17 protein-coding genes are annotated in these 21,721 nt (G+C 38.0%); all 17 read right to left on the reverse strand.

Annotation, left to right across the window (positions count from 1 at the left end; translation table 11 throughout):
• Positions 1–9 precede the first annotated feature (9 nt).
• On the reverse strand, positions 10–477 hold the full coding sequence (gene tsaE / locus CJ191_RS03745) for a tRNA (adenosine(37)-N6)-threonylcarbamoyltransferase complex ATPase subunit type 1 TsaE (RefSeq protein WP_070467430.1): 468 nt from the start codon (positions 475–477) through the stop codon (positions 10–12).
• A gap of 107 nt (positions 478–584) precedes the next feature.
• Positions 585–1,568 (reverse strand): phosphate acetyltransferase, encoded by a 984-nt coding sequence (gene pta, locus CJ191_RS03750; protein ID WP_070467428.1) that lies wholly within the window; start codon positions 1,566–1,568, stop codon positions 585–587.
• 157 nt (positions 1,569–1,725) lie between these two features.
• Entirely contained in the window at positions 1,726–3,201 is a 1,476-nt protein-coding gene (locus CJ191_RS03755; RefSeq protein WP_257994117.1) for a gluconokinase, read from the reverse strand.
• A gap of 173 nt (positions 3,202–3,374) precedes the next feature.
• Positions 3,375–5,804: a phenylalanine--tRNA ligase subunit beta gene (pheT, locus tag CJ191_RS03760; protein ID WP_102199012.1), complete on the reverse strand. Its 2,430-nt coding sequence runs from the start codon at positions 5,802–5,804 to the stop codon at positions 3,375–3,377.
• 6 nt (positions 5,805–5,810) lie between these two features.
• Positions 5,811–6,857, reverse strand: a complete 1,047-nt coding sequence (gene pheS / locus CJ191_RS03765; protein WP_102199013.1) for a phenylalanine--tRNA ligase subunit alpha — start codon at positions 6,855–6,857, stop codon at positions 5,811–5,813.
• 353 nt (positions 6,858–7,210) lie between these two features.
• Positions 7,211–7,555 (reverse strand): winged helix-turn-helix transcriptional regulator, encoded by a 345-nt coding sequence (locus CJ191_RS03770; protein WP_102199014.1) that lies wholly within the window; start codon positions 7,553–7,555, stop codon positions 7,211–7,213.
• Positions 7,539–8,165 (reverse strand): HD domain-containing protein, encoded by a 627-nt coding sequence (locus tag CJ191_RS03775; RefSeq protein WP_102199015.1) that lies wholly within the window; start codon positions 8,163–8,165, stop codon positions 7,539–7,541. Before CJ191_RS03775 ends, CJ191_RS03770 begins: the two co-directional genes overlap by 17 nt.
• 114 nt (positions 8,166–8,279) lie before the next feature.
• Entirely contained in the window at positions 8,280–9,074 is a 795-nt protein-coding gene (locus tag CJ191_RS03780) for a TrmH family RNA methyltransferase (RefSeq protein ID WP_070467417.1), read from the reverse strand.
• A 4-nt stretch (positions 9,075–9,078) separates the two neighbouring features.
• The gene (gene pepV, locus CJ191_RS03785) at positions 9,079–10,482 is read right to left on the reverse strand and encodes a dipeptidase PepV (protein WP_102199016.1); all 1,404 of its coding nucleotides are present in this window, start codon (positions 10,480–10,482) and stop codon (positions 9,079–9,081) included.
• Positions 10,483–11,277: 795 nt separating this feature from the next.
• The gene (locus CJ191_RS03790) at positions 11,278–12,054 is read right to left on the reverse strand and encodes a pseudouridine synthase (RefSeq protein WP_102199017.1); all 777 of its coding nucleotides are present in this window, start codon (positions 12,052–12,054) and stop codon (positions 11,278–11,280) included.
• On the reverse strand, positions 12,044–13,864 hold the full coding sequence (locus CJ191_RS03795; protein WP_070467411.1) for a putative polysaccharide biosynthesis protein: 1,821 nt from the start codon (positions 13,862–13,864) through the stop codon (positions 12,044–12,046). The genes CJ191_RS03790 and CJ191_RS03795 overlap by 11 nt, the downstream gene beginning before the upstream one ends.
• A gap of 354 nt (positions 13,865–14,218) precedes the next feature.
• Positions 14,219–15,082, reverse strand: coding sequence for a pyridoxamine kinase (locus CJ191_RS03800; RefSeq protein ID WP_102199018.1), 864 nt, complete (start codon positions 15,080–15,082; stop codon positions 14,219–14,221).
• Positions 15,083–15,145: 63 nt separating this feature from the next.
• Entirely contained in the window at positions 15,146–17,560 is a 2,415-nt protein-coding gene (leuS, locus tag CJ191_RS03805; RefSeq protein WP_102199019.1) for a leucine--tRNA ligase, read from the reverse strand.
• A 315-nt stretch (positions 17,561–17,875) separates the two neighbouring features.
• Positions 17,876–18,793, reverse strand: a complete 918-nt coding sequence (locus CJ191_RS03810; protein ID WP_102199020.1) for a shikimate dehydrogenase family protein — start codon at positions 18,791–18,793, stop codon at positions 17,876–17,878.
• Positions 18,794–18,796: 3 nt separating this feature from the next.
• Positions 18,797–19,936 (reverse strand): 3-dehydroquinate synthase, encoded by a 1,140-nt coding sequence (gene aroB / locus CJ191_RS03815; protein ID WP_102199021.1) that lies wholly within the window; start codon positions 19,934–19,936, stop codon positions 18,797–18,799.
• Between the two features lie 54 nt (positions 19,937–19,990).
• Positions 19,991–20,860 (reverse strand): 3-deoxy-7-phosphoheptulonate synthase, encoded by an 870-nt coding sequence (gene aroF, locus CJ191_RS03820; RefSeq protein WP_070467402.1) that lies wholly within the window; start codon positions 20,858–20,860, stop codon positions 19,991–19,993.
• Positions 20,861–21,288: 428 nt separating this feature from the next.
• Positions 21,289–21,721, reverse strand: a 433-nt coding sequence (locus CJ191_RS03825; RefSeq protein ID WP_146001966.1) for a muramidase family protein, incomplete at its 5' end; no start/stop codon positions are given.

Raw genomic sequence — 21,721 nt, forward strand, 5'->3', positions numbered from 1 at the left:
AAATATCTTTTAGGTTAAATCTGCTAGTAAACCACTGTATAAAGCTTGCCCACGAGGGCCTTCAAAGTTTAATTCAACAGCACGACTTGTCTCGCTTGTTGTAGATAAAGTTAGCCAGAGATAGTCCTTAGGCAAATCTTCCACAACAAATTGTGGCCATTCAATAATTGTAACGCCATCCCCATTGATATAATCTTCTAAACCGACACTGTCTGAACCGGTTTCCTCTAATCGATATGCATCCATATGGTAAAGGGGAATCTCATCATCTTCATATTCACGGATAATGGTGTACGTTGGGCTTTTGATGGCTTGGTCAATCCCTAATGCTTTCGCAAAGTATTTAGTAAACGTTGTTTTACCTGTTCCTAAGTCACCCTCTAAGCAAATAATATCGCCTGCTTGTACCAAGTGTGCTAATTTTTGGGCAAAAGCATCTGTATCTCTTTCACTTGCCCAATCAATTGTATACCCCATGTTACCCCTTCTCTCCCTATAATTTCATCATTTACTTTACTAAAAAATCAAAAAGACTACAAGATTAATCACTCTTGTAGTCTGCTAAAGTAATATGCTAAATCGCTTTAGTCTTCTAAAATAGCTTGGTTAGCTGTAATGATTGCTAACTTATAGACATCTTCTTCTATACATCCACGTGAAAGGTCTGAGATTGGTTTTGCCATACCTTGTAAGATTGGCCCAATTGCTTCAAAGTTACCGAAACGTTGTGCAATTTTGTAACCAATGTTACCAGATTGAATTTCAGGGAATACGAACACAGTAGCCTTACCAGCAACGTCTGAATCTGGTGCTTTTTGTTTCGCTACTGCATCCACAAAAGCAGCATCAAATTGTAATTCACCATCTATTTCAAATTGTGGTGCTTTCTCTTTAGCAAGACGGGTTGCTTCAGCTACTTTTTCTTGCTCTGGAGATTTTGCAGATCCTTTAGTTGAAAAGCTTAATAAAGCGACTTTTGGATCGATGTCAAACATAGCTGCCGTTTTTGCAGATTCAACAGCAATTTCTGCTAAGCCTTCCGCATCCGGATTGATGTTGATTGCACAGTCAGAGAACAAGTATTTCTCTTGGTCACGGCCACGTAACATAATGAAAGCACCTGATGTTGATTTAACACCTGGTTTCGTTTTGATAATTTGTAGTGCTGGACGAACAGTATCACCTGTTGAGTGACGGGCACCAGATACTAAAGCATCACATGATCCTAAATAAACTAGCATAGTCCCAAAATAGTTTTCATCACGTAATATTTCGCGTGCTTGTTCTTCAGTCGCTTTACCTTTACGGCGTTCAACAAAAGCTTGAACCATTTCTTCGAATGCATCATAATTGTTTGGATCAATAATCTCAATATTATCGATATCAAATCCACGCTCATGCGCAATAGATTTCAATTCTTCTGGATTTCCTAATAAAACTGGTTCAAGAATTTCTTCAGCTTTCAAACGAACAACCGCACCTAGAATACGTTCATCATAGCCCTCGGGGAATACAACACGCACATTTTTATCTTGGATCTTGGCCTTTAAGCTTTCAAACATCTCCATTTTTTACATTCCTCCTAGAAATTTAAAACGTTTACTATACCTTATTTTACATGAGTCTTATACTTTTGTCATAACAATTACTGCAAAGTTCGTGATACAAGTCTTTGTATAGGTAGATTTTATTTTATATCTTTCTTTGAACCAGAATTATCATTTTTCAATACAATATTGTTCTAGATGATTGATCAAGTGCATTTGCATAACTTTTAAATTTTAAAAATTTCTGATGATATTTTTCACGTGATTGTTGATTGGGCTCAATAGTGGTAAACGCTAACCTTTCTCGCAATCTATCGCTTTCTATTAGGACACCAGCACCAATTAAGCTAGCATCGTCTCCTGATACATATTGCAAAGGTATCCCTAATATATCCGCAATCCATTGACTTATTTTAGGATCTGAGAATATTTTACCATTTACTTGGACGATCTTTTGATTTAAATCTGTCGTGTCATAGACTAAGTCAATCACTTGACGAATTTCGAAAAATACCCCTTCAAACACAGCTTTTGCCATATCTAGCTGGCTTGTATACCCTTTTATACCTTTAAATTCAGCTTGAAGATTCGCATTCCAATAAGGGGCTCTTTCCCCATTTAAGAATGGCAAGAAATAAGGACCGCTAGCGGAAAAATGATGTGTCATCAGTACTTGCAACATGTCTTGAAAGGACTGGCCTTTTTCCTTAAAACCAAATTGTTGGTATAACCAATCAAGTACATTGCCAGCGTTGTTAACTGGTCCACCAATAATATAGTGTGGTTTGTCGTCCACTATATATGTAAAAATCTGCCCGCTTTCATGAATAGATAATTGGTCACTCAAAGTTCTCACCGCAGCTGATGTACCAAAGGAAAGAATAATTGAACTGAGCGACTGGTCTTCTAATCCGGCATAGGCTTGATTAGAAAGATTTGCTAAGGCGCCATCGGTTGATCCTGGTAATATTTGGAAATCTGGCGTTAATTGTAAGTGTTGAATAACTTCATGTTTAACGGGTATTTGTTGCCTACTAGCTACCAATTTTGGCAGTTGATTTTCTTGGATATTCACGTGGTTCAATAGTTTTTTTGACCATGTGTGCCTTGCTATATCCATCAGTCCCATCGAAGAAGCCGTTGCATGGTCAATGACATACTTCCCTGTTAACCGACGAATGATGTAAGCCTTAATATCCATAAATTGAATGGAAGGATCCTCAAATAAATCTGGATATGATTGGTTGAGATAAGCGAGTTTAACAAATGGATTCATTGCATGGATAGGTGTACCTGATAAAGCAAAAAATTCCTTAGCTTGACCAGACATCTGCATTTCTTGAGCTATATCCTTGGCCCGTAAATCGGCCCAAGTCATCGCCTTTTGTAAAACATTTCCGTAACTATCAGTAGCTAATAGTGCATGCATTTGACTAGAAAATATCAATAGCTTTACTTGTGGGTACTTTGCTTGCATCTGACTTAATAAATCAATGAATTGATTAAAAACGACTTCAGGATCACTTTCATGTTTACCAGCGTCATCTTGACTGATAACGTTGCCCGTCTCCATCGTGTCAAGTATTCGATAGGGCGTTTCCATCAGGGCAAATTTTAAGTTTGTTGTACCAAGATCGACGACAAAATATTGCACAATGATTCCTACCTTCCTTTTCTTATACATGATTAGCTTAAGTAAATATAGCGTTTGTTCAATATGAATAGATTAACTTCATTTAATCATAAAAAAAGCAATGAAGCCACGATAAATATTTACCTGACTTCACTGCCAATCTTAAAGCTTATATATAATTGAATATACGATGATTAACGGATTTCTGCTGACAATTCACTTGTTAAAGCTTCCGTAATACGTGCCACATCGTTCGTTACTTCTTCATCGGTTAAGGTTCTTTGTGGGTTTAAATATTTCAAGCTATAAGCTAAGGATTTCTTACCATCTTCGATATTATCTCCTTGATACACATCAAATATTTCGATGTCCACTAAAATACCACCTTTTGATGCATTTTTAATCGTTTTTATGACATCAGCATTTGTCACTTGGTCAGACACTAAGATTGCAATATCACGGTCAGAACCTGGGAACTTCGCGATTGGTGCTTGTCTTACTTCAACTTTCGGTAAAGCATATATTTCATCTAATGAAATTTCAAACACTAAAGTATCTTTTAAGTCATATTGATCAGCAATACTTGGATGCAATTGACCAATATAGCCTAGTTCAATCCGTTCGTCTGATTGACCAATGGCATAGATTCTAGCTGTACGTCCTGGGTGCATGTCTGCTAACTCAGAAGTTGCTTCAAATGCCACAGCTACATCCAGGTTGAAAGAATCTATTACACTTTCAACAATCCCTTTCATATCATAGAAATCTACAGCTTTCGCTGGGTGGTTCCAGGTTTTTGCTTTTGCGTTACCTGTCCAAACAGCTGCAAGATGTGTTTCATCAACTGGTAGCTGAGCATCTGTCCATTTGAACACGCGACCAGTTTCAAAAATCGCCACATCCGAAATTTTGCGCGCTACGTTATATTGAACGATTTCCAATAAAGCACTCAATAAGTTTGTACGCATATAGCGACGGTCATCTGACATTGGGAAGTCTAGTGCCACAGGTTTTGCATTATCCATTTCTAATGTTGTTTGATTATCCCCGATTAAAGAGTAAGCAATAACTTCATTGAAACCTTCAGCTAACATTTGATTGTCGGTTCGACGTTTAAAGGTTTGCCAATCTGTTAGGCCCATATTTTGTGCATTTACTGAAGGTAAGCGAGAAGGTATCTTATCATAACCGTAGATACGTGCAATTTCTTCAACCAAGTCCGCTTGGATAAGTATATCCCAGCGACGTGCAGGTACAGAAACGGTAAATTCATCACCATCACCTGATACTTCAAACTGTAGTTGTTCAAAAACTTGTTTGATATCTGCATAAGACAAGTTCATACCTAGACGTTTATCAACATAAGTAAGACTTGATGTTACAAGAATTGGGGTTAAATCAATGGCAGATACACGTTCAGAGCCCTCTACCAATTGTCCTTTAGCCAAATCAGCAATCATCTCAGCGGCAAAAGCACCAGATTCAGCGATCGTAGCCTTATTGATACCACGTTCATTACGCGTAGATGATTCTGAATGTAAACCATTGCGACGTGCAGTTTTACGAATATGGATTGGTTCAAAATTAGCCGCTTCAATCAATACATTTGTTGTGTTCTCATCAATTTCAGTATCTAAACCACCCATTATACCAGCTAACGCAATCGGTTTTTCACCATCGGTAATCACGATATCTGAATCTAATAATGGACGATCAACTTCATCCAGTGTTACGATTCGTTCGCCTGCTTTCGCTAGACGTGTTTCAATCACCTTGTTGTCTAATTTATCATAGTCAAATGCATGTAATGGTTGCCCATTGGCTAATAAAACATAGTTCGTAATATCTACTATGTTATTAATTGGACGGATACCGGCTGCCATTAGGCGTAATTGTAACCATAGTGGTGATGGTTCAACAGTAACATTTTTCACTAAGAAAGCGTTATATTCAGGTACTAATGTAGTATCAGAAACTTTTAAGTTAATTGCTCCTGCTAAATCATTAGCCTCAAATTTTGTTAAATCTGTATAGTCAAAATTTGGTTGACGGTTGTATACCGCAGCTAATTCCCAAGCTACCCCGCGCATAGATAAGGCATCTGCACGGTTTGGTGTGATATCTAATTCAATGATAGGGTCATCTAATTTCAAATATTCGACAATATCCATGCCAGTTGGTGCATCTTCAGGTAATATCATGATACCGTCAGCATATTCTTTAGGTACTACACTATTAGAGAAACCAATTTCTTCTAATGAGCAAATCATACCTTGAGAAACCACACCGCGCATTTTACCTTTTTTAATTTTTACATTACCAGCAATACGAGAATTAGGTAAGGCAACAATTACTTTTTGCCCTGCAGCTACGTTTGGTGCACCACAGACAATTTGATACGGTTCTTCTTGACCAACTTCTACAGTCGTAATCGACAAGTGGTCAGAATCAGGATGTGGTTCGCATGTTAATACATGACCCACAACAATTTTCTTTAATCCTGTTCCTAATGCATTCACGCCGTCCACTTCGATACCGGTACGTGACATACGTTCTCCTATATCTTGCGGATTCAAGTCAGCAAGATCGATAAATTCATTTAACCAATTATATGATACTTTCATTAATTGCTACCCCTCTTCCGTAAATTGTTTTAAGAATCGTAAATCATTTTGGTAGAAATGACGGATATCATCAATACCATATTTCAACATCGCTACACGGTCTGGTCCTAAACCAAAAGCAAAACCAGCATATTCAGTAGCGTCTATACCAGCCATTTCAAGTACAGAAGGATGAACCATACCAGCACCTAAAATTTCTATCCAACCAGATTGCTTACAGATGTTACAGCCAGCACCACCACATTTGAAACAAGTCACATCAACCTCAACAGATGGTTCTGTAAAAGGGAAATATGATGGGCGTAAACGAATTTCAGTTTCCGCTCCAAACATATGACGGGCAAATAATTCTAGCGTTCCTTTTAAATCAGCCAAAGAAACGTTACGGTCAATGACTAAACCTTCGATTTGATGGAATTGGTGCGAATGCGTCGCGTCGTCATCATCACGACGGTAAACTTTCCCCGGCGAGATCATCTTTAATGGCCCTGCTTCAAAATCATGCGCATCCATAGTACGGGCTTGCACAGGTGACGTATGGGTACGCAATAATACTTCATCATTAATATAGAATGTATCTTGCATATCACGCGCAGGATGGTCTTTAGGTAAATTCATTCTTTCAAAGTTGTAGAAGTCAGACTCAACTTCTGGTCCCTCAACAACTTCGTACCCCATAGATACGAATAAATCTTCAATTTCTTCCATTACTTGTGTTAATACGTGTTTCGTACCTGTTACTGGTTTTTCACCAGGTAGCGTCACATCAATGGCTTCTGCTTGTAATTTTGCTTCAAGGGCTGCAGCTGACAACTGTTCTTCTTTTTCGCTCAGTTTAGTGCTAGCTTTTGCCTTCAGTTCATTGGCATAAGCACCAACTTGTGGGCGTTCTTCAGGCGATAAATCACGCATACCACGTAAAGCTTCCGTAATTGGCCCCTTTTTCCCTAAATATTTCACACGCACTGCTTTAATATCAGCTAAGGCGTTTGCTGCTTCAATCTCATCCATGATTTGGTTCTCAATGGCTTTTAAATCATCAATAATTTGCATTTTTTCCATCTCCTGACTTATATGCTTTTATGAGTGTTCCTAAAAATGGCGTATCCAGACCAATAAAAAAAGGTCCTTCACCCCTACAAAAGGGACGAAAGACCGTGGTACCACCCTGATTCCGGTATCATGTTCATATACCAGCACTCATTGATCGTTTTAACGGGCCGACCGGACCTGCTTTCAAATAGTTTCCTATTCTCCCGCAAGCCTACTCAAGAAGTGAAAATTTATAACTATGTAGGTAAGATTCCCAGCACCACTTACTCTCTAGACTACACATCTGTTAAAAATTGTCTTCTGTTAATGTAATTTCTCTTTATATTCTAGCGTTTTCAACTGTTTTGTCAACCTTATTCTGCTAGCTCAACCCACTCATCTGCCCAACGATGTAAATTGTTGAAGATTTTTTGTAAGTCTTGGCCTTTTTCTGTCAAGGTATAAACCGTGATATTGTGACCATTCACTTCTGATTCTTCCTTACGCACAATACCCTCTTCAGTCAATTCGCGTAATCGTTCAATTAATACACGGTCAGAAATACCGTTAATTGAGTCGCGTAATTGTCCAAATCGTAGTGGCGTTGCTAATAATACTTCAATAATTAAGCTATTCCACTTTTTACCAATGACTTTGCAAGCATGCTCCATCTTGCTACACATTACCGGTAAGTCTGGTTGTTTAATGGTAACTTCCATTTTGATCAATCTCCTCTTCTATTTCTGCTAATTCTTCTTTTTCTTCTAATGAAACTTCTTGATTGCTAATTCCAGCAAGTGCTGGCATCACTAATTTACCAACAAAATAGCTAAATGATCGCATCATTTTCTTTTGAGATACATTAGCCAAACTAGGTTTTACAAAGTCTTCGGTTGCAATATATTTATCCACGAATGTCACTACATAAGATTCTTTATAGCGCGGAAAATGCGGTGTGGCTAGCCACATGTGCTTTAGAATAATATCTTCCTCAACTGGTGATAAATCTGTCACTACACGCGCATTTATCAAAGCAATTTTAGGATGGTTTCTCAGGTGACTACCTTTAGAAAAAGTAACCTCACCAGGCACATAATAAAATAAATCATGTAATAAACCAGCGCGTGCACAGGCCTTATAATCCCACCCTAGTGACCTAGCTACTTTATATGACATATAAGAAACTAAATAGGAGTGGGTTAAGCGATTGCCATGGACATGTTGCTTAAAAAACGCTAAGTCCGTTACAAAGGGATGATTTTTAATATCCGCAATGATTTGCATATACTCTGGATCGTCTTCCCAAAAATAATGTTCATGTTCCGTCATGATAATCACCCTTTTTTAAACGCATGCCTACATCAACATATTTTGCTATGCTCACATAACCTTTTGTAAGTGCTGTGACAGTATCGTCACAACCTATTTTTAGAAGAAAATAACTTAGTCTTGGATAGGAAATTGATACATTACTATCGCACCGGCAACCGCCACATTCAAAGATTCTGCCGATCCTGACATTGGGATATATAAAGCCATATCTGCTAATTGGCTAATTATTTGGCTTACACCATTACCTTCATTCCCCATAACTAAGGCCCATTTCCCTTTTGATTTTAAATCAAAAGCATTACTTGCTTTCGCTTGCTTATTTAATTCTGTTGTTGTAATAAAATAGCCAGCCTCTTGTAATTGTGGAATGACTGATGCCAAATTAACTTCATAAGTATTGACAGCAAAATGACTACCTTGCATAGATCTTAGAACCTTATCATTATATAAGTCAACCGTACCCGAACCTAGTAAGATATCTCGGTATCCAAAAGCATCCGCAGTCCGAATTAAAGTCCCTAAGTTCCCCGGATCTTGCACTTGGTCTAAAATCAGTAATCCTTTTGATAATTGATGGATATCAAGTTTTCTAGCCTTTGGTAGCTTAGCTACTGCAAAAATATCCTGAGGATTATCCGTTTGACTAAGTGCTTTGGCTACTTCCGGAGTCACCTGAGTGAGGGGCAAATCTTCTTTGAGCGCTCGTAACTGCGTCACATTTTGGTGGCTACTTTCAGGTACATAATAGATCATTTCAATATCCACTGCTGCTTGAATGGCCATATCAACAAGATGTGGCCCTTCAAGTAAATATTGACCAGCTTTTTTTCGCCCTTTACGGGTAAAAAGTTTCTTTACTTCTTTAATCTGTTGATTTTGAACAGATGATATTAAACGTTCTACCATAGCCTTATGCGTTTTCTGGTTTGATCAATTCGTAGATAGCTTCAGCATAAATAGCTGCTGATTTCAATAAGTCACGAACAGCAAAGAATTCATTCGCTTGATGCATTGTATCTACTGAATCTGGGAATAATGCACCAAAGGCTACCCCACGTTTTAATAAGCGTCCATAAGTACCCCCACCGATTGAGCGTTCTTGCCCTTTTTCACCAGTTTGTTTTTCATAAACGGCTAGTAAAGTTTGCACTAATGGATCATCAGCTGGTACATAATGTGGTACTTTATTGGTTTTTGTACCATCTACAAAGTGATAGTGGTAAGTTTCACCGTGATCTGCAAATGTTGCATCAATTTCACTATAGTCTTTGCCACGTGGTACACGAATATTTAAGACTGTATATAATTTACCGTCCTCTTCGCCTACTAAACCAGGGTTAACTGTTACCTTACCCATAATTTCGTCTTCATGTGCAATGCCTAATCTTTCACCATTAAAGTCTAAATGTAATAGATCGCCTAAGAATTTTAATAGATCATCTTGGGCTAAATCATCGTCTAATTGTAATAATAATTTAGATAAGTAAGTTGCCGCATTATACCCAACACTAGGATTCATTGCATGAACGCCTTTACCTTCAACAGTAATTGCAGTGGCATCATCTTCTGGACTTACAATAATAGTGATTTCTGGATTAGCTGCTTGGAAATCAGCTACAATTTGGTTGACATCAGAGGTCAATCCAGTCACAACTGCACGCGCTTCACCCGGTACCATATTTTCACGAAGACCACTTTCAAATGAAAGCAATTTATCACTGCGACGGTCAAATACTAGCTTAGCTGAGTACATCCCTTTTTCCCCGTTAATAATTGGGAAGTCAGCGTCAGGAGAGAAACCAAAATCCGGTTCTTCTTCTACTTCGAAGTAACGTGTGACACCTTTCCACTCACTTTCTTCGTCTGTACCAATGATAAAACGAACACGTTTGTCAACTGGAAGGCCTAATTCTTTGATTACCTTAAGACCATAGTATGCAGCCATTAAAGGTCCCTTATCATCAGAAGCACCACGTGCATAGATACGATCATTTATAATTTCTGGTTTAAAGGGATCTGTGTCCCATTTATCATCAACAGGTACCACGTCCACATGTGCTAAAACACCAAGTGTCTCATCACCTGCACCGAATTCAGCATGACCTGCAAGGTTATCAACATTTTTAGTAGTGAAACCATCACGTTCAGCAATCTTTAAGAAAGTCTCCAAAGCCTCTTTTGGCCCTGGTCCAACAGGTGCATCAGCACTTGCCTTACTATCATCACGAATACTATTTACACTTAATAATGTAAATAAGTCATTGATTAAATCATCTTTACGATTGTTGATCTCTTCTTGCCAATTAATTGTCATTTAGAATCCTCCTAGAAAAATATTCCTAACCCTATTTTATCACAAAATACAGAATAGCTCACACAATACAACTAACAAATTATAAGGGTGTGAGCTTTGGCGCTCAGGCAGGTAACACTGGAAGGAATATGCCGTAGCAAGTTTACTTGCTGCAAATATTCCTGAAGTGGAGACCGGACTGCCAAAGCGAACCCGACTACACAGGGTGTGAGTGAGACCGTTTAGCTCAATAACGCTGGAAGACTAATGCAGTAACTGATGCAATCAGTTGCAAATTAGTCTGAAGCGGACTTGAGCTGGTCGAACGAACCCGACTATAAGGGTGTGAGAGTCGACGCCAAGAAAGGAACCGTTGGAAGATTAGTGTAGTAACTGATGAAATCAGTTACAAACTAATCTGAAACGCAGTCATTTCTGGTTTGTGGAACCCGACTATAAGGGTGTGAGCTTTGGCGCTCAGGCAGGTAACACTGGAAGGAATATGCCGTAGCAAGTTTACTTGCTGCAAATATTCCTGAAGTGGAGACCGGACTGCCAAAGCGAACCCGACTAAAACAGGATGTGACAAATGTCGTTTAGACTCGTAACAATGGAAGGATTAGACGAAGTGATTAAAAATCACGTAGCCTAATCCTGAAGCGGACACCTGGCTGCTCTGGCGAACCCAACTATAAGGTGCGATTTAATCGTTCACTTAGACTTGTAACAGTAAAACAAAAAATCTCCCTAAAGTAGGTTCATTTTTTGGTACCTACCTTAAGGAGATTATGCTAGAAGTGTAACTTCTGCGATTTTTTAGTCTGTTATATCTAATGGTTTTCCATCATAAATAGCATCATATAAGTCTTGATAATTTACTAAGACGAATTCTCCTTCATTTAGGCATTCTGGTAATACCAATTGCCCGATTCGCTGTCTATGCAATTGTACGACTTCACAGTCAATAGCATGAAACATCCTTTTTACTTGATGGTATTTACCTTCTGATATCACAACTCTAGCAAAACTCTTACCTACCGTTTCATCAACTTGATCGATATAAAGTTTTGCAGGCTTTGTTTTTTCGCCTTGACCAATATCTAGACCTTCTTCAAATTGTGTAATATTTGTATCTGTGAGTATGCCATCAACAAACACAGCATATTCCTTTTCCACATGTTTCTTAGGTGACATTAAAGCATGGTTGAATTGACCATCATTCGTAATTAAAAGAAGTCCCGTGGTATCTTTATCTAAACGACCTACTGGAAATGGCTCATAAGTTAATACTAAATCTTCAGGTAGAAGGTCAATGACCGTTTCCCAACGAGTATCTTCAGTAGCTGAAATCACGCCATCTGGTTTATGCATCACAATATAAATATATGGTTCATAAGCGATTTCTTGCCCATCAACCTCAACACGATCCTCTGTAACATTCACCGATAAATTCGCTTTTTTTGCAACTTTACCATTCACAAGAATGGCTGATTTTTTAATTAGCGTTTTAACGTCACTTCTACTATAAGGGGTCATGCTAGATACAAACTTATCTAAACGTTGTGTGTTTTTGCCAGTTTTTTTATTTATCATAGCGGCCCATCCCTAATCTAGCACGAAGCATTTTCGCCTTGTCACCTAGTAAGGTATCTAAAAGTTTAAAGCGTAAACCACCTAATACATATACTGCTACACCAACACTAGCAACTATGACAATTTGTGCAAATTGGTGAACAAGCGAAATTTCAGGTGACAGAATCGTACGACGCAAGAATTGGTTAACAAGCCAAGTAGCAATACCCATTATTGCTGCTAATAAGGCGATTCCTTTAATTTGGTTAAAAACTTCTAAAATTGATAGATTGATCCGTACTTTTAATCGCCACAAGTAGAAGACAGCAATAGCAATAAAAGCGCATCCTGTTGCTAAAAGCGCGCCTGGCGTACCGAAAATAGCTAGTAGTGGCGCTTGTAATACTAGTTTTACAGTTACGCCAAGAACCATACCTAGAATAGCCTCTTTGAAAAAGGACATAGCTTGTAACATTGCCACTAACACTGAAAACAGTCCCATAGTAACAGCCACCATAGCAGCTAACTGTAGCAAGGAGGTACCTAACGGATCGTAGGTAAAGATAATCGCATACAATGGTTCCGCTAATACTGCCATTCCAATAGCAGATGGAAACATCACCAATGAGAATAATTTTAAATTATGTCCAATTAGCCCTCTTGTTTCTGGGAAATCATGATTAGCATGTCTATCAACACGTCTTTGATGTTCTTTCTTATCTAGCTTATCTTCAATTGACCGTTTTTCCTCTGAATAGGTGGCTGAAATGACCGCAATAGAGGTTGAACCAATCGCAACCGCTAAAGAAACAACAATGGTGACTAATTTATTGGCATTGGCACCAAAAATAGCATATTCATTAATCAATTGATCCGGTGATAATTCAGATACTCGCTCCATAATAGGCATGAAAGTATTGGTATCAATTAAACGCGTTAATTCGATAGCTGAACCGGAAATAATAAAAGGAATCGCAATCATCACGATTTCTAGTAATAAGCTTTTTGAAGATACATACTTTTCTTCTTTTACCGAATAAAGTGCTTCTTCCTCTCTATATCCCTTACGGTAGCGAATGAAGAAGTAAGCTAGCGTACCAAAAGCTGCTAAAGCGCCTATAAATGCAGCAAAGGTCGAGTGTGTAACAGCTTTAACCATGTCTCCGTTATTGATGACTCGAATAATATATACTGCACCTAACATGTACAATACACGTAAAATCTGCTCAGTAATCTGTGAAATTGCCGATGGTTTCATATCTTGGTGACCTTGGAAGTAACCACGAATAACTGAAATAGTCGGTAAGACCACTAGTGCTGGTACTAATGATCGAATAACTAAGATAACGGAATTGAAATCGCGCGCTGGTGTAGATTGCGCTAATACAGGCGCAAAACTCCAAAGCAAGATTCCTCCAACTAGTCCGGTTACAGCCATCAAGGCCAGACCTGCCTTAAATAATCGGTTAGCTGTTTTATAATAGCCACGAGCATTGTAATAGGCCATCTGCTTGGCAATTGAATCGGGTACCCCCGCAATTGTAATGGATAAGAATATTGCATAATAACTATAACCAATATTAAACAATGAATTGGCTTCATTAGCGATATGCGGTTCTCCCATCCATCTATACCATGGCATAATATAAAGAACCCCTAAAATCCGCGATACCATAGAGGCAATCGTCATCCAAGAGGCACCAGCATTCATTTTCTCCTGAGCGCTAGCACTTGGTTTTCTAGGTGGTAGATCTAGTGGATCCACTTCCTCAGGCTGAACTACTTGTTCTAGCTCATCAGTCCGATTTAAATTTGGATCTTCTATACCCATATTTCTTTGCTCCTTACAAATTTTTATTTATTTATCTTTGAAAAACACTTAGCTTTCATTTTATATAATACACGCCGCTATTTCAATCAAGATAGGATTAAAAAGACTTTAAGTTTTCAAGCTAATCTGCATTCGCAAAATGATTATAACAGAAAAGTAAGGGATTAAATGTTCAATATAACCAGGAGGCTAGCATAGATTTATCCTTATTTTTTAGAACTAATTCAGTATGCTATTGAGAATAAATTTACTTTTTCATATTACACCTAGGCATTTGAAAAGCGATTAAATCCCAAATAAAAACTGGCAGTCATGTAGTTTTACACAACTGCCAGTTGATCATTTGTCTGAATATTAATTTTGATTGTCTTTTAATTTAGAAACAAAGTTGGATAAATCACCTAAGAATAACTCAAATTGTAAACCATTCATCATAACATCTGGATCGTCTAATGATTTTTCGATAATTTTTGGAATGTAGTCCACCGCTAATTGGCTAGCCACTTTAACAGAAGCACCATTTGCTAATGCCCCAACAAAGATTGAACCGAAGATATCCCCAGTACCGTGGAATTTACCACCGATAAATGGTCCAGTCGCTAAACCTTGTTCACCAGTCTCTACGTCTAAGTAGTAAGCACCAGTTTGGCTTTCGCCGTCATATCCTGCACCAGTTAACACAACTGAAGCATTTGTTTGTTTACGAACTAATGTTAAGAATTCGTCAATTTTTTCTTGTGGCCAGATACCTTCAGTGTACTCCACACCATACAAGAAGCTCGCTTCTGTTTGGTTAGGCATAATCACATCTGCCATCGCACATAAATTCAACATTTCTTTAGCATATTCTTCGTCAAAACCATAATAGAAACTACCATTGTCAGCCATAACAGGATCTAAATAGAATTTTGCATCATCTTTTAATAATTTTGGCAATTCTTTCTCTAGAAACTTGATTTGGCGAACACTACCTAAATAGCCAACGTACGCTGCATCAAATTTTAAGCCAAATGAGTGCCAATGATCCACAATTTTTTCCATTTCATCAGTTAAGTCAAGAAATGTAAATCCTTCAAATCCTGGCCCTGTATGTGTGGAAAGCAAGGCTGTTGGTAAAATAGTTCCTTGTAGTTGCATACTGGATAGAATTGGTAATGCTACTGTTGTAGAACATTTACCGAAGCTAGAAGCATCGTGGATAATTAAAATGTTTTTCATGTAAACGCCATCTCCTCTTATTAAAAACTAATCATATTATACACAAGACAAATATGATATCCACTAATTTGCGACAATATTCACTAGTTTATTCGGTACTACGATTTCTTTACGGATTGTTTTACCTGCAATCGCTTCTTGCACTTTCTCATTTGCATGTGCAATTTCTAATAATACTTCTTTTGCACTATTATTAGCAACTTGTAATTTAGCCTTGATTTTACCATTAACTTGTACAACGATTTCAATTTCATCATCAACAATCATTTCTGGATCAAATGTTGGCCACGGTACGTATGAAATTCCAGGTTCATTCCCTACAATTACCCACATTTCTTCTGCCAAATGCGGTGCAATTGGCGCAAGTAATTGAATAAAACCTTTTACATACTCATAGTATAGGTTTTCAGCTTTATTCGCTTCATTCACAAATACCATCATTTGAGAAATTGCTGTATTGAAATGCAAGTTTTCAAAGTCTTCGGTAACTTTTTGAACTGTTTGGTGATAAACCTTGTCTAATTCTCCAGTATTTAATGTTGTAATACGGTCACGCATTTTGCCATTCTCATCCACTAATAAACGCCATACACGTTCCAGGAAGCGACGAGAACCTTCAAGGCCATTTTCCGACCAAGCAATAGACGCATCTAAAGGCCCCATAAACATTTCGTATAAACGTAAGGTATCTGCACCATATTGGTTAACGACATCGTCAGGATTCACAACATTTCCTTTAGATTTAGACATCTTTTCATTACCTTCACCAAGAATCATTCCTTGGTTATATAATTTTTGGAATGGCTCTTCATTTGGTACCACACCTAAGTCATATAAGAACATATTCCAGAAGCGTGCGTATAATAAATGTAGCACTGCATGCTCTGCCCCACCAATATACAAGTCTACGTTATACCAGTAATCTAAAGCTTCTTTTGAAGCAAATTCATTGGTATTTTTTGGATCAATATAGCGTAAGAAGTACCACGATGAACCTGCCCATTGTGGCATGGTATTTGTTTCACGACGACCTCTCATACCTGTTTCTGGATCAGTAACATATAGCCAGTCTTCAATATTGGCTAATGGCGATTCACCTGTCCCTGAAGGTTTAATATTATCTGCTTTTGGTAAACGAACTGGGAGGTCTTCCTCTGGTACAGCAGTAGTTGTGCCGTCTTCCCAATGAATGATTGGAATAGGTTCACCCCAATAACGTTGACGAGAGAATACCCAATCACGTAAACGGTAAGTGGTTTGGCGTTCACCGCGTCCAGATGCGGTTAAGATTTCAATTGCTTTTTCAGTAGCTTCTGCTGTTTCTAAACCATTTAATTCACCTGAATTAATATGTGGTCCATCTCCTGTGTAAACTTCAACTGAGACGTCACCACCCTCAATAACTGGAACGATTGGCAAGTCAAATTGTTTAGCGAATTCATAGTCACGACTATCATGGGCTGGTACAGCCATAACAGCACCAGTACCGTATGAAGCTAAAACATAGTCTGCAACCCAGATTGGGAATGGTTCACCAGTTAGTGGATGAATACCATATGCACCAGTAAATACCCCTGTTTTTTCTTTAGCTAAATCTGTACGATCTAAGTCAGATTTCATTGAAGCAGCCTGTAAATATGCTTCAACTTCTTCACGTTGTTCTTCTGTAACAATTTGACGAACTAATTCATGTTCAGGCGCTAAAACAGCAAAAGTTAAGCCATAAATCGTATCTGGGCGAGTTGTAAAAGCATCAAAGGTTAAATCGTGATCTTGGATGTCAAAAGTTAATTGCGCCCCTTCTGATTTACCAATCCAGTTACGTTGCATTTCAACAACTGAATGTGGCCAGTCAACGTTATCTAACCCTTCTAGTAAGCGGTCAGCATATGCTGTAATGCGCAATACCCATTGTTTCATTGGTTTACGAACAACTGGATAGCCACCACGTTCAGATCTTCCATCGATGACTTCTTCGTTAGCTAATACAGTACCTAATTCTTCACACCAGTTAACTAAGATTTCATCTTCATAGGCCAAACCTTTTTCATATAATTTGGTGAAGATCCATTGGGTCCATTTATAAAATTTAGGATCAGTTGTATTAATTTCACGATCCCAGTCATATGAAAAACCTAATGATTTAATTTGACGTTTGAATGTTGCAATATTTTTAGCTGTAAAATCAACTGGGTCATTTCCTGTATCTAGTGCATATTGCTCAGCTGGTAAACCAAACGCATCCCATCCCATTGGGTGTAAAACGTTATAACCTTGAGCACGTTTGTAACGGGAAATGATATCTGTTGCTGTATATCCTTCTGGGTGCCCTACGTGTAATCCTGCCCCTGATGGGTATGGGAACATATCTAAGGCGTAATACTTAGGCTTTGAATAGTCCTCTAAAGTCTTAAACTCTTTATTCTCATCCCAATACTTTTGCCATTTTTTTTCAATTACTTTATGATTAAAAGCCATTGTCTTTTGTCTCTCCTTTTATATAAAAATATAAAAAAGTCCTATATACGTCAAAAAAACGTATATAGGACGAATGTATTTCGTGGTACCACCTATGATTTGTACTCTTCATACCGATAACGTTGGCGCGACGTGGTAACTGATGTTATCATCGTTACCAACTTATCATTCAGTCTAATTCACAAGCGATTCAAATATACTCTCACCTACCGTATACTCGCTTAATTGAACGCTACTTGTTACTACCTCTGAAAAAGTTCAAATATTGCCCTTATTCTAGCACTTTCACCTAGTAAAAGCAAACTGACTAACCCATTATCCACCCTGTTTTAATTCACTTTTTTGAGCAAGCAATTGTGCTTTCACCGTATCGAAAACTACTTGAACTGGCATTTCTTTATGGGCAAATAATTGATAGTTTAATTTTGCTTGATAAACTAACATATCTAAGCCACCTATCACTACACAATCCCTCGCCTTAGCTTGTTGCATAAATCGCGTTTCCATTGGCTCATAAATCACATCCATTACAACAGTACCAGCTTGTAGCCAATGCTCATCCGCTAATATGGATTGCCCTTGACTCGCTGCCATTCCTAGACTGGTTGATTGAATCACAATTTCTGCATTTCTTACCGCAGTCGCCACTTGATCTTGTTCAGAAAGGTCAATTAGCTTCAAATCGATGGTAGGGTAATCCGCTCTTAACGCTTTACATACTTGTATTAGTAAATCTTTATCTTGAATATTTCGTGCTACTACTGAAATATCTGTCATGCCCTCTATCACTGCTTGTGCGATGATAATACGCGATGTTGCGCCTGACCCATACACCACTAACCGCTTGCCAGCTAGGTCAACGCCTCTATTTTTCACAGCCAGCCACAATCCAGCACCATCAGTATTGTAGCCTACCCACTGGCCATTCTTATCTCGTGTAATCATATTTACCGCATTAACATATTGACTAGCAGCATCTAAACGATCAACCGTCTGCATAGCCGCAAATTTCCCAGGCATTGTAATATTAATGCCTTGAACGTCTAATGCTTTTAAATGTTCAATTCTTTCGATGGTTTCTGCTTCACCAGTTTCAAAAGCAATGTAAACCATATTCACATCTTGCGCTTTAAATGAAGTGTTATAGATAATAGGTGATAGCGAGTGACCTAATGGTTGACCTATCACTGCTGCAAATTTCGTTGTTCCATTAATATCTGTAATTGAATCCACGCACTAGGCCTCCGCTCCTATAATTGTTATTGGTAGTTGATCGGTTTTTAAATCAGTAAAAAATTTTTCTAACCAATTAGCGTATTGATCAAAGGTGATTGTCTTTAATTCACATTTTCCAAATGACTCTGGGAAAATTTCAGTTATTTCGCCACCTCGACGCTTTTTATCATTCGTCATAGCATCTAGAAGATCCGCAAACGTATATGCTTTTGCCAGGTAAACTTGGTCTAGTAAATGATATTGATTAAGTAATTGGTTGAAACGTTCAGCCAAGATTAAATCGGTTAATCCTTCTTTTTCAGCCATTAATTGGGTCAAGATCATACCCGTTGCAACGCCTCTACCGTGAGAAACTTTATAGTGAGAGACTTGTTCAATAGCATGACCAATTGTATGACCAAAATTAAGCAATTGTCGTAAACCTAAATCGTGTTCATCTTCTAAAACAACATTACGCTTAATTTCTACACATCGTTTTACAATATTGGCTAAATCATCACTTAAAGCAGTCAATGGTTGATCACGTGTCATTAAATCATTGAGTAATTCATCATCTAAGATCATGCCGTATTTAATTAATTCTGCACAGCCATCTTCGAAAATACTTTGTGATAAAGTATGGAAAGTTGTCAAATCACATAGAACTCGAGCAGGTTGGTAAAAAGCACCCACTAAATTTTTACCTTGAGGTAAATCGATTGCTGTCTTTCCACCTACAGAAGAATCAATTGCTGAAAGTAAAGTTGTAGGCATTTGAATATATGGGATACCACGCAAATAAGTTGCTGCTGTAAAACCGACAAGATCACCAATTACACCACCACCTAATGCAATTAAAACGTCAGTACGTGAATAATTCAAGGTCGCTAATTGCTCTTGTAGGTAGATATAATTTGCTGAGGATTTCTGCTCTTCTCCAGCTGGTAAGGTAATCGTATGAACTGCTTTTGTAATTGGGCTAATCGCTTCTTGTAAACTACCTAAATAGCCAAATGAAGCCACGTTTTCATCAGTTATAATCATTACCTTACGTTGTTGAATGAAGTCTTCAAGATGATGCCCCGCATTTTTTATCAAATCATTATCAATGATCACATCATATGGTTTGGCAACTGCTACATTTACTTTTTCCAATTTCATTCCTCAATTCTTTTAAATACTATGATTGATAAGTGAATTACCCTTTTGAACGATTTAATCTAAATCTGCTAAGAATGTATGAAGAGCTTGGACCTTCTTGGTTAATGCCTTGTACTCATCTAAGTATAACGATTGTCGGCCATCTGACCAAGCTTCATCTGGATTTTGATGAATTTCAATAATCAATCCATCTGCTCCTGCAGCAACCGCAGCCATCGCCATCGATTCAACCCATTCACGTTTCCCTACGGCATGACTAGGGTCAACCACAATTGGCAAATGCGTTTTTGATCGTAAAACAGGAATCGCTGATAAATCTAATGTGTTACGTGTACTTGTTTCGTAAGTACGAATACCACGTTCACATAAGATAACATTAGGATTACCGTGGGCCAAGATGTATTCGGCTGCCATAAGTAAGTCTTCAATGGATGCGGCCATGCCACGTTTTAATAAAACTGGTTTTCTAGTTTGACCAATTGCTTTTAATAGGTCAAAATTTTGCATATTACGCGCCCCTACTTGATACATATCAATACCATCAAATAAATCTACTTGATCAACTGCCATGACCTCGGTCACTACTGGTAAATCATACTTTTTACCAACAGCTGATAACATATCTAACCCTTCTTGCCCTAACCCTTGGAATGAATATGGAGATGTCCGTGGCTTGAATGCCCCACCACGCAACATGTTTGCACCTGCGTCTTTAACTGCTGAAGCGACTTCATCTAATTTTTCCAAACCTTCGATTGAACACGGACCACCGATCATCGCAAAATGGCCATCACCAATTTGGATATTCCCTACTTGTACAACTGAAGGGGTCGATTTATAGGCCAAACTCGCTCTCTTGTATGGCTCCTGAATATTCGCTAAAATGGTTTCTTCAGTTTCTGCTGTCATTACTTGTGTATTCATTTTTCTCTTCTCCTTTTATTCAAACACAGTAGCATTCTTAGTTATCCAAGGTTGGTATATAAGCAAGAAAAAAGTCCTTTACAACAAACCACCTTGGAGTGATTTTTGTTGTAAAGGACTTTCTCGTATAACTAACGTCTATGTTAATTATTTGAAGCACTAAAGCCATATCCTTTTTCTTGTACAACAAAATCACCTTTACCTAAACCGAAAAAGTAAAAGTAAAAGTTGAAAAAGTTATAGAATGCTGTAGTTGAAATGATATTCACGACTTTAGTCCTCCTCTCGCTATTTGTTAATGCAACTTTAGCAATCTTTATGAAACTTGTCAACAAATTTCTAATTTAATTTTAATTATATGAATCATAAAAACACCCTAGCTTGTAAAGGGGGAGCTCAACAAGCTAAGGTGTATTGATTTGTTCGTATTATTTTAGTTTTAAAACTTGACCAATGTAGAGGTTATAATTTGATAGACCATTTAAAGCCATTAATTCTTCTAAACTTAAACCGTTATTTTTAGCAATACGGTATAAAGTTTCACCAGATGCTACTGTATGTGTCTTCGCACTTGAAGTTGCAGTAGATGTTGTTGTAGTTGAAGTGCTGTTAACTGAAGCACTTGATGAAGATTGACTTGCGCCTCCAGTAGTAAATACTTTACCTGGGTGAATCACATCTGAACCACCATTTAGCGCACGAGCTTCTGATAATGAAATACCTAAAGCACGAGCTACAGTATAAATACCGTCACCAGATTTAACTGTATATGAATTTCCAGTTGCAGACGCTGAAGTAGAACCTGTATTAGCGCTAGTGTTTGTGCCTGTAGAACCACTTGAAGTATTCGCCGCTTGACCA

The sequence above is a fragment of the Aerococcus viridans genome (genome assembly GCF_002871935.1).
In the GTDB taxonomy this organism is placed as follows: domain Bacteria; phylum Bacillota; class Bacilli; order Lactobacillales; family Aerococcaceae; genus Aerococcus; species Aerococcus viridans_B.